At 60.4% G+C, this 9,585-nt stretch carries 8 protein-coding genes; 3 read left to right on the top strand and 5 right to left on the bottom strand.

All coding sequences use genetic code 11. The features are described 5' to 3' along the window. The 3 genes from HUK84_RS05935 to HUK84_RS05925 all read left to right on the top strand — a co-directional run. Nucleotides 1–1,174: ABC transporter substrate-binding protein/permease (locus tag HUK84_RS05935; RefSeq protein ID WP_176639451.1), on the top strand; the 1,174-nt coding region annotated here is incomplete at its 5' end. After that, the gene (locus tag HUK84_RS05930) at nucleotides 1,161–1,928 is read left to right on the top strand and encodes an amino acid ABC transporter ATP-binding protein (RefSeq protein ID WP_176639450.1); all 768 of its coding nucleotides are present in this window, start codon (nucleotides 1,161–1,163) and stop codon (nucleotides 1,926–1,928) included. The genes HUK84_RS05935 and HUK84_RS05930, both read left to right, overlap by 14 nt. A gap of 197 nt (nucleotides 1,929–2,125) precedes the next feature. Continuing rightward, nucleotides 2,126–2,896 (top strand): HNH endonuclease, encoded by a 771-nt coding sequence (locus tag HUK84_RS05925; protein WP_176639449.1) that lies wholly within the window; start codon nucleotides 2,126–2,128, stop codon nucleotides 2,894–2,896. A 738-nt stretch (nucleotides 2,897–3,634) separates the two neighbouring features. Here HUK84_RS05925 and HUK84_RS05920 read toward each other — a convergent pair. From HUK84_RS05920 to HUK84_RS05900, 5 genes are all read right to left on the bottom strand, one after another. After that, nucleotides 3,635–4,141 (bottom strand): peptide deformylase, encoded by a 507-nt coding sequence (locus HUK84_RS05920; protein WP_176639448.1) that lies wholly within the window; start codon nucleotides 4,139–4,141, stop codon nucleotides 3,635–3,637. A 175-nt stretch (nucleotides 4,142–4,316) separates the two neighbouring features. Then, a complete protein-coding gene (locus HUK84_RS05915; protein WP_176639447.1) occupies nucleotides 4,317–5,672 on the bottom strand; it encodes an inorganic phosphate transporter in 1,356 nt (451 codons plus the stop codon). 208 nt (nucleotides 5,673–5,880) lie between these two features. Further along, nucleotides 5,881–7,572 carry a hypothetical protein gene (locus tag HUK84_RS05910; RefSeq protein WP_176639446.1) on the bottom strand — a complete coding sequence of 564 codons (1,692 nt, stop codon included), beginning with the start codon at nucleotides 7,570–7,572 and terminating at the stop codon, nucleotides 5,881–5,883. 589 nt (nucleotides 7,573–8,161) lie between these two features. Next, complete coding sequence (gene pstS, locus HUK84_RS05905; RefSeq protein ID WP_176639445.1) at nucleotides 8,162–9,166, bottom strand: phosphate ABC transporter substrate-binding protein PstS; 1,005 nt, start codon at nucleotides 9,164–9,166, stop codon at nucleotides 8,162–8,164. 73 nt (nucleotides 9,167–9,239) lie between these two features. Continuing rightward, on the bottom strand, nucleotides 9,240–9,585 hold a 346-nt coding region (locus HUK84_RS05900; RefSeq protein WP_246285449.1), incomplete at its 5' end, for an ATP-binding protein.

Below are 9,585 nucleotides of genomic sequence, written 5' to 3'. Positions count from 1 at the left end.
CCTGGTGGTGGTGGCGCGTGCCGGCACGCCGCGCGTCGGCGCGATGGAAGCGCTGTCCGGCAAGGTGCTGGCCGTGCAGTCGGGCACCAGCTATGCCGCGCGGATCGCGCAGGACAACGCCGCGCTGGCTGCCTCCCATCTGGCGCCGATCATCATCCAGCAATACCCGACCGAGGACCAGGTGGTGCAGCAGGTGCTGATCGGCCGGGCCTTCGCCTTCGTCAGCCAGGATGTCGAGCTGTATTTCCGCCAGAAGCAACTGCACGGCAAGGTCTCGGTGATCTTCCAGCCCAGCTATCCGGAATACCGCGATTTCGCGATCTATATCCGCAAGGACGCACAGGACCGCGCGGCCCTGGACGGCGCCGTTCGCGCACTGCACGACAGCGGGCAGTTCCAGCCGATCCTGCAACGCTGGCAGATCACGCCCTCGGCCGCGGCCTCGGTCCAGGGCGGCGCGGCCGCCGGCGGCTTCAACTGGCGCACGTTCGGCGCGGCGCTGGTCTCGCTCGCCTATCTGCGTGGTGCCGCGATCACGCTGGCCATGGCGGTGCTGTCGCATTTCAGCGCGATCCTGCTGGCCATTCCGATGGCGCTGAAGCTGAACGGGCGCGACGGGCTGACCAAGACCGCCATCCGCTGCTATGTCGGGCTGTTCCGCGCGGCGCCGACCCTGCTGCAATTGCTGTTCGTCTGGAACGCGCTGCCGCAATTCTTCCCGGTCTTCCGCGAGGGCTGGTTCACCCCATTCCTGGCCGCCTGGATCTCGCTGTCGATCAACGAGGCCGCGTACCAGGTCGAAATCAACCGCGCGGCGCTGCAGGCCATCGATCCGGGCCAGGCCCTGGCCGGCGACGCGCTGGGCATGTCGCGGCTGCAGGTCTATCGCCACGTCATCTTTCCGCAGGCGCTGCGCATTGCCCTGCCGCCGACGATCAACGAATTCATCAGCCTGATCAAGACGACGTCGCTCGCCTCGGTCATCTCGCTGCAGGAATTGCTGGCCACCACCCAGATCAACGTGGCGCGGAGCTTCGAATTCACCGAATATTACGCGGCGGCGCTGATTTATTACCTGCTGATCGTGTTCTTTTTCCTCTGGGTCCAGAAGCGCATCGAACGGCGCTTCGCCTGGGCCGACCGACTGAAGGCCAGCCAGCATGCCGCAGCCTGACACCTTCCGGCCCGAGGCCGGCATGCCGCTGATCAGCGTGCAGAATGTGCAGAAATCCTATGGCGCGTTCCGGGTGCTGCATAATGTGTCGCTGAGCGTGGCGCGGGGCGAGAAGATCGTGGTCCTCGGGCCGTCCGGCTCGGGGAAGTCCACGCTGATCCGCTGTTTCAACCGGATCGAGCCGCATGATGCCGGCACGATCGTGATCGACGGCACCACGATCGACGCCGCGATCGAACTGACCCGGCTGCGCTGCATGGTCGGGCTGGTGTTCCAGAACTACAATCTGTTTCCGCATCTGACGGTGCTGGAAAACTGCACCCTGTCGCCGCGCGTGGTGAAGAAGCTGGGCCGCGCCGAGGCCGAATCCCTGGCGATGAATTTCCTGCACAAGGTGAACATCGCGGACCAGGCGGGCAAATATCCGATCCAGCTTTCCGGCGGCCAGCAGCAGCGCGCGGCCATCGCCCGCGCCCTGTGCATGCAGCCCTCGGTGATGCTGTTCGACGAACCCACCGCCGCCCTGGACCCCGAGGCGGTGTCGGGCGTCGTCGACATCATCGACAGCCTGGCCGCCGACGGCATCACCACCATCGCCGTCACCCACGACATGGGCTTCGCTCGCCGCATCGCCGACCGGATCCTGTTCATGGACCAGGGCCGCGTACTCGAGGACGCCCCGCCGGAAGCCTTCTTCACCACGCCCCAGACCGAGCGCGCCCGCGCGTTCCTGAGCCAGATGCTGCGCTATTGATGGTGCATGCGGTGTGGGGGGATGACGGTTGCATGGGCTTTGGGTTTCGCCCTCATTTCAGACATTGAACGCAGTCCGTAATTAAGGAAACAGACATGAGCGAGGCCATGCTCAGCATTAAGTAACTCGTGGATTGGCGATGCCAAACTTTAAGGATAGGATGTCGAAGCAGTAATTATTGAAAGGTATTTTTTTAGATGGTTAGCCGTGGAACCTTATCACATTCTGATAGTAAGATTCTTCACAGTAGATCTGCGGGTCGTTGCAATATTTGTAGGCTAGATGCGACTGAAGTTCGACGGAAATTTGGTGAAAATGCCCATATAAAGCCAAGAGAAATCAGAGGTCCCAGAGGAACTGATAATCGCACGTTAGAGGTCTCCAGCATTGAAAACCATATTCTTCTGTGCTCAAATCATCATACTGAAGTGGATACCAACCCACAGAACTACCCTGTTGAAGCCCTACTCAATTTGAAGAGAAACCACGAGAATTGGGTGGCAGCCTCACTTAATCAGGAGCCGTGGCGTCCACTTTTGGTGGATTTTCTTAAAAACTACGTGGAATATTCTGGATTTCGCACACACGGGAATCTCTTCTCTCGTAGCCCAAGAATTTTTGAATTTTCAATTAATAAAATCCCAGTGATTTTCCAAGAAGCGCTCGCTGGTTACGGGAATATATTCCCGACCCGAGACGAGGATCTGAATCAAAGATTTAGATTTGTTTTGCAGTATTTCGAAGAACTCCTATCTTTAATAAATGGAGGAGAAAATACAAATAGAAAATATATCCATAATTATTATTTTATACCAACATCATGTTTGATAGTGATGAATGAAAACGAAATGAATGCTGAATATGCAGATAATTTAAAAGAAAGAGTATCATTTGTCGTCAATAATTGCTCTACGGCCTGTTTTGATCTAGAGGGGTATATAAGATATCGTTATCCTGAAGTTTTATAGAGTAATTTTTTATAATTTTTATTTCTATTTGAAATCAATGTTTCATTTTATTCGTGCATCTCTACTAGCACGAAGCGAACATTATCTTTCCCGCCTGAGCTGTTTTGTCTCGTTAATACTTCGCGCAGACAGAGGCCGAAGTGAGCCGATAATCCAACATCTGGCCATCAGGCGGGATCAAGAGCTACGATACTGCCTTCCTTGAACTCGTTATAGAGCACGGCGTTTAGCGGCGAGGAAGCTCTTGTGCAGAGATCTGAAAATTCGTCCACTGCTTCTATGGTCCAAGGAACACCATTCCGAAATAACCTCTGGTCTCCATTTGGCAGTGAACCAGGTTTTCTATGGAGTAGCCCGTTACGATCTAGAACTATTTTTTTAGACTCAACCGCAAATGGTTCTATTTTTGAACAAATATTAGAATTTGTTACACGAGAAAATAACTTTATTAGGTCTGATGCAATTCGCCCGGCTGTCTTTTTCTCAGTATCTATAGTGCCTATGTAGCCCAACTCTAACCGCTGACAACACCAAACGGCATCCCACTCCAACCGTGCATAGGCAATGGCGGCTAATCCTATTGCCTGAAAGTAGGTTGGGTCTTGGGGAATTCGAAGTCTATCTCGGGCATTAAATTCAAATCCTCATACAATCTTCCTTAAGTCTACAAAACGTACCCTATAAGGACAATTTTAAATTTCGAAACCCGTCTGTCCACTTCCCCCGCACAGGCGACAGTCACCGCGATCCCGCTCGCTTGGCCTTCTCGTAGCGCGCCAGCAGCCGGCTGCGCTTCAGTGGTGACAGTCGCTGGGTCCAGAAAAGTCCGTTCAACTGGTCGACCTCGTGCTGGTGGCAGACCGCGCGGAGGCCGTCGGCTTCTTCGATCTGCCGGTTGCCTGCCAGGTCGTGATACCGCACGCGGATTCGTGCCGCGCGTTCGATGGTTTCCACGACGCCCGGCATGGAGATGCTGCCTTCCTCATGCCGGATGGTCTCGTCCGACGACCAGACGATCTCGGGATTGACATAGATATGCGGGCCGGATCCGTCCGGCAGGTCCAGCACCACCACGCGCTGAAGCACGCCGATATGCGGCGCGGTTATTCCGATCCCGGGTGCGGCGCGCATCGTATCGCGCAGATCGTCCGCCAGCGCGCGCAGTGCGGCGTCGAACGACGTGACGGGCTGGGCCGTCTGGCGCAGGCGCTGGTCGGGGACCATGACGATCGGGCGCACGGTCACCGGCCCGGCCCCTCACCCATGTCCGGACCCGCCATCGCGGCCGCATTGTCGCGGCGGGCGTGCTTGAGCCCTTGGGGCAGCGAGACGTTCATCGTGCTCATAATGGCACGATAGGGCCTGTTGGCAAAAGCGGCAGGAGTTTCTTCGTCCCTGCGCCCGCCGTTCAGCCGCCCGTTCAGCCGCCCAGGATGTAGAACAGCGCCGCCGCGATCGTGATCGTGACCGGCAGGGTGAACAGCCAGGCCAGGGCGATCTTGACCAGCATGCCGCGATTGATGCCCGAGCCCGACCCCAGCATCGTGCCGGCGATGCCGGCGGTGATGATGTGGGTGGTGCTGACCGGCAGCCCGGTATAGCCCGCGGTGGCGATCAGGCCGGCGCCGACCAGTTCGGCCGATGCCCCCTGGGCGGGCGTCAGGTGGGTGTTGCCGATCTTCTCGCCCAGGGTATGCACGATGCGGCGATAGCCCACCATGGTGCCGATCCCCAGGCACAGCGCGCTGAGCAGGCGCACCCACCAGGGCGCGTATTCCACCGTCGGCCGCATCCTGGCGCTGATGCCCTTGGCGGTGGCCCGCTCCTTGGCCGTCGCCTGCGGGTTGGCGGCAACCGCCTTCAGCCCGGCCACGACCTCGTACAGATCGGCGCGCAGGTGCGGCGGCGCGACATGGGCGGCATCGGTCTGCATCAGCCGCGCGGCCGACGCGATCGCCTGGTCCCGCAGTCCGTCATGGTCGTATTTGTCCAGCAGCGGCGCCGCCGCGACGGCGTGCTGGGCGATGTGCCCGAGCTGCGGCAGCGCGCCCGGATTCAGCGCGAAGGTCGTGGGCAGCAGACCGATGATCGTCAGCATGATCAGGCCGATGCTCTTCTGCCCGTCATTGCTGCCATGCGAGAAGCTGACGCCCGTGCAGGTCAGGATCAGCAGGCCGCGCACCCAGCCCCGCGGCGGCGCGCCGCCCTGTGGCGGTTCGTACAGTGCCTTGTCGCGCACCAGGTGCTTCAGGATGAAATACAGCAGCCCCGCGCCGATCAGCCCGAGGAGCGGGGAAATCGCCAGTGCGCGCAGGATCTTCCAGATCTGCGACCAATCGACGCTGTTGCCCAGCGCGCGCGTATGCAGCAGCGCATCGCCCACCGCGATGCCGATCAGCGCGCCGATCACGCAATGCGAGCTGGAGTTGGGAATGCCGAACCACCAGGTGAACAGGTTCCAGAACAGGGCCGTGCCGAACAGCGCGATCAGCATCGGTACCGCCGGGTCGCCGTTGGGCGGCGACAGCACGTCGGCCGGCAGCAATTCCACCAGGCCATAGGCCACGGAGATGCCGCCCAGCACGACACCGACGAAATTCATCAGCCCCGACCAGATCACCGCCGTACGGGGCTTGAGCGAATTGGTGTAGATGACCGTCGCCACGGCATTGGCCGTGTCGTGGAATCCGTTGACGAATTCGAACACGCAGACCAGCAGGAAACAGACGATCAGCGCCAGAATGGAAAAAGTCGAAAAGGGCTCAAAATGAAGCATGGCACCGCGACCAATTGAGATGACGTGACCTGACTATAGAAATATTGGGGATTTTTCACGAACGATCGGTCCGTTCATGAAATCTTCACGAATCTTGCGCCCGGCGGCGCATCGACGCATGCAATGGCATCGATGCGAATTCGAAAAAAAAGGCGTCCCCGGAGCACCGGGGACGCCGCGCCATGCCGGACGGCACGCAACCTGCGTCTTATTGGAAAGGCAGATAGCGCATCGAGAGGAACACCATGTTGTCGTCGGTGTGCGGCACGCCGCCCGTGCCGCGGAAGCCCGCGACATTGGTGTAGGAATACTGGGCGCCGAACGACAGGGTTCCGTAATCGCCCTGCAGGTAGCGCCACCACATGCCGACCGTGCCCTGGATCACGCGCTGGATGTTCGCCGAGCACGCGGTCGAGCCCTCGGTGTCGCACCCGGTGGTCACGAAGTTCGGGTTGCCGTAGCCGTAAGCCTTGCTGCCGACATTGAAGTAGCGGCCGCTGAGGATGTCTTCCATGCCGCCATAGGCGTACAGGTCGACCGACTTCGCCGGATGGCCGATCAGGCCGGCCAGAACCTGGGCTTCGGGCAGGGCGACCGGCGTGCCGAAGCGGTTGGTGGTCGCGTCCGCCAGGTTGGTGGTGCCGTAACGGCCGATGCCGTTGCCGACCAGGCCCGACGCCTGGAAGTCGAGCTTGTGCTTGATCAGCGGGACCAGCATCGCGCCGCCGCCGCCGCCGGCCACCACGACATGGCTGTTGCCATGGCCCAGATAGCTGACGCGGTCATGCAGGAAGCGCATCATGCCCAGGGCTTCGAAATGGCCGAAGCTGGGATCGGCCGTGCCCTTGACGATGATGTCGGGCGCCACGTCATCGGAATAGGTGGTGCTGGGATTGTCGACCTGCCCGCCGGGATTGTTGATCGTGACCGACGTCGCGCCCGGCGGGATATAGGTGGTGCCGCCCCAGACCGATTGCGGGTTTTCCAGGGCCAGGCCGATATGGTACTCGCCGTGGTTGAAGCCCTTGACGGCACGGATGCCGGTATTGCGCGTCCAGGTGAAGCCCGGAATATATTGCGCGTCGATTACCAGCGGGATGTTCTCGTCACGCAGGCCCATGCCGTGCTTGAACATCGTCGCCATCGACCACATCTGGCCGCCCGCGACATACCAGTCATCCGGCTTGTCCTGCAGTTCGGCATACATCAGGCGCGACCGCAGCACGTAGGAATTGGACTGGCGCGAGTTCGAGGATGAGCCGGCGCCCTGGAAATCCAGCTCGGTATAGCCCGACACGTTCAGGCGGCTGTTCAGGTCGCCCTGCACCAGCGCCGCGAAGCGGCTCTGCCGTTCGGACTGATGGTACTCGTTCATGTGGGCGTTCGGTGAATTCTTCCAGGGAATCGCGCCGAAGTTCGAACTGATGTCCGCCGTCTCGTTACGGGTGCGGAAGATGCCCGCCATTTCGACGAAGCCGCCCAGGGTGATCGTCACGCCGCCAATCGCGAACTGCCCCTTATGGAACGGCGCGGCGGCCGACTTGCGGCCCACCGGCATGCCGGTGATCTGGCCATAGGGCGTGCTGTAGACCGGGGTAGCCAGCGCCGACGGCGTGGCCAGGCCCTGCGCGCCGTTGGCATAGGCGCGGCGCATGGCGTACGGGTTGCTCTCGGCTTCCACACGGGCCTGCTGGGCGGCGGCGCGCGCTTCCTGCACCTCGCGGTCGCGGCGGGCCTGCTGGACCTTCAATTCCTTCAACTGGACCTGAAGCAGGCGGATCTGCTTCTCCATGGTCTCAATCGACGTCTCGGCATGCGCGGACTTGCCGGGAAGGCATTGCGTCCAGACCAGCGCGCTGGTCAGAAAGAGAATGCTCTTCTTGCGTGTAAAGACGGGCACCGTTTTTTTCCCATAAGAGGTGAATGGCCCCAGGTAGAAAATTGCCTCGTGTTAATCCAAAGAAGGTTCTAGGACAGATATGTTAAATTTTTATGACAAAAGTATAAATTTGGCGCATCGATCGATATAAATCACGATATTATTATAATAACTCGTATAAAGGTAAATTAACAACAGCATAAATTGTTTATGTCAGACTATGTCAGGAGATGCAGATATTTTTATTCTTATAATATTTGTTCATTTCGCGTTTTTCATGATATGAATACGTAAAATATTGACAAAAATACATGTTGGCTGGCGAAAATAAACCGTGAAGCCGCATGTGCCCCTCGATTTTGTGTCTTTCATGCTACAGTTCCGTTTCGATACCGCTGGTCCCGCAACGCCGCGTCAAAATCGGCCGTTTTCGCGAAGGACGGGATTTTTTCTGGATTTTCGGTCATATCGACCGTGCGATGATCGATTCCGCGACTTCGTCGCCATGCCGTATAGAGATGAATATTTCTGAAGAATATTGGGCCGGACGCAAAAAAAACGGGCGGGGACCAGGGCCCCCGCCCGCGTATCGTCAGTTCGGCCGTGCCGCCTACCAGGCGGCGCGCACCGACGCCTTCACCGAAGCCGGCAGGACGACATAGTCCAGGCCGCGCGCGATACCGTCGCCATTGTCGAACGCCCAGCCGAAGAATTTGCGCACCGCGGCGCCCTGCGCCGGGTCCTTCGCCTGCTTCGGCACCAGCACATAGGTCGCCGAGACGATCGGCCACGCGCCCTTGCCGGCGGTGTCCAGCATGTCGACGGCGAAGTTCTTGGCGCCGGCCCAGTCGGCGGCTGCGGCGGCGCGGGCGAAGCTGTCCAGGTTGGCGGTGACGAAATCGCCCGCCTTGTCCTTGAGCTGCACCGTCGTCATGTGGTTGCGGCTGGCATAGGCGAATTCGACATAGCCAATGCCGCCCTCGGTGTTGCGGACCGACGCCGCGACGCCGTCATTGCCGCGGGCGCCGACACCGCCCGGCCAGGCGATCGAACTGCCGGCGCCCGGGCCGTCATGCCACGCCTGCGACGAGCGGGCCAGGTAGGAGGTGAACACGAAGGTCGTGCCCGAGCCGTCGGCGCGATGCACGCTGGCGATCGGCAGGTCCGGCAGCTTCAGGCCCGGGTTCAGGGCCGCGATCTTCGGGTCGTTCCAGTCGGAAATGTCACCCGAATAGATGCCGGCCAGCACCTCGCCCGTCAGGCGCAGCGTGTCCGCCTTGACGCCCGGGACGTTCACGACCGGCACGATGCCGCCCATGACGGTCGGGAACTGGAACAGATTGCCCTTCGCCAGCTTGGCCGGGTCCATCGGCGCGTCCGACGCGCCGAAATCGACCGTGCCGGCCAGGATCTGGTTCTGGCCCGCGCTGGAGCCCACGCTCTGGTAATTGACGGTAACGCCGCTGGCGTCACGGCCGGCCGCGCCCCAGGCCTCATAGATCGGGGCCGCGAAGCTGGATCCGGCGCCGGTGATGTCCGCGGCATGCGCGGCGGAAACGACGACGGAGCCGCTTGCAAGCAAGGCGGCGGCAAACAAAATGGCAGGACGGCGCATCGGGTTCCGTATCCCTGAACGAGCGTGAAAAACGTCCCGGCGGACACCGGCGGCGTCCCCGGGCGCCCCCGTCCTAGCCCGGATCGGCGGGCTGAGGGGGTGATGTGTCTGTGACAGTTTCATGACGTTTCGATGACATCGTATCACCCAAAGGAAACCAGACTGTAAAGGCGGTCCCCTGCCCGACCACGCTTTCGATCGTCAGGCGGCCGTCATGGCGGTCGATGATATGCTTGACGATGGCCAGGCCCAGCCCGGTACCGGTGCGCCGGGCCGCCGTGCCCTCGACGCGATAGAATCGCTCGGTCAGGCGCGGAATATGCCGCGCCTCGATTCCCGGTCCGTTATCGGTCACGGTAAAGGCGATGCCGGTCCGCGCGCCCCCGGTGGCCGGCGGCCTGGCCGCGCCGGCCGAGATC

Source organism: Nguyenibacter vanlangensis, from assembly GCF_013376155.1.
Taxonomy (GTDB): Bacteria; Pseudomonadota; Alphaproteobacteria; order Acetobacterales; family Acetobacteraceae; genus Gluconacetobacter; species Gluconacetobacter vanlangensis.
The sequence above is the reverse complement of the archived record's forward strand: the minus strand, read 5'-3'. Positions and strand labels throughout refer to the sequence as shown.

What these genes read in the sequence shown, in the direction of transcription:
- pstS (WP_176639445.1), bottom strand. Translation starts at nt 9,166, where the DNA reads ATGCGCCGTCCTGCCATTTTGTTTGCCGCCGCCTTGCTTGCAAGCGGC.
- HUK84_RS05925 (WP_176639449.1), top strand. Translation starts at nt 2,126, where the DNA reads ATGGTTAGCCGTGGAACCTTATCACATTCTGATAGTAAGATTCTTCAC.
- HUK84_RS05930 (WP_176639450.1), top strand. Translation starts at nt 1,161, where the DNA reads ATGCCGCAGCCTGACACCTTCCGGCCCGAGGCCGGCATGCCGCTGATC.
- HUK84_RS05915 (WP_176639447.1), bottom strand. Translation starts at nt 5,672, where the DNA reads ATGCTTCATTTTGAGCCCTTTTCGACTTTTTCCATTCTGGCGCTGATC.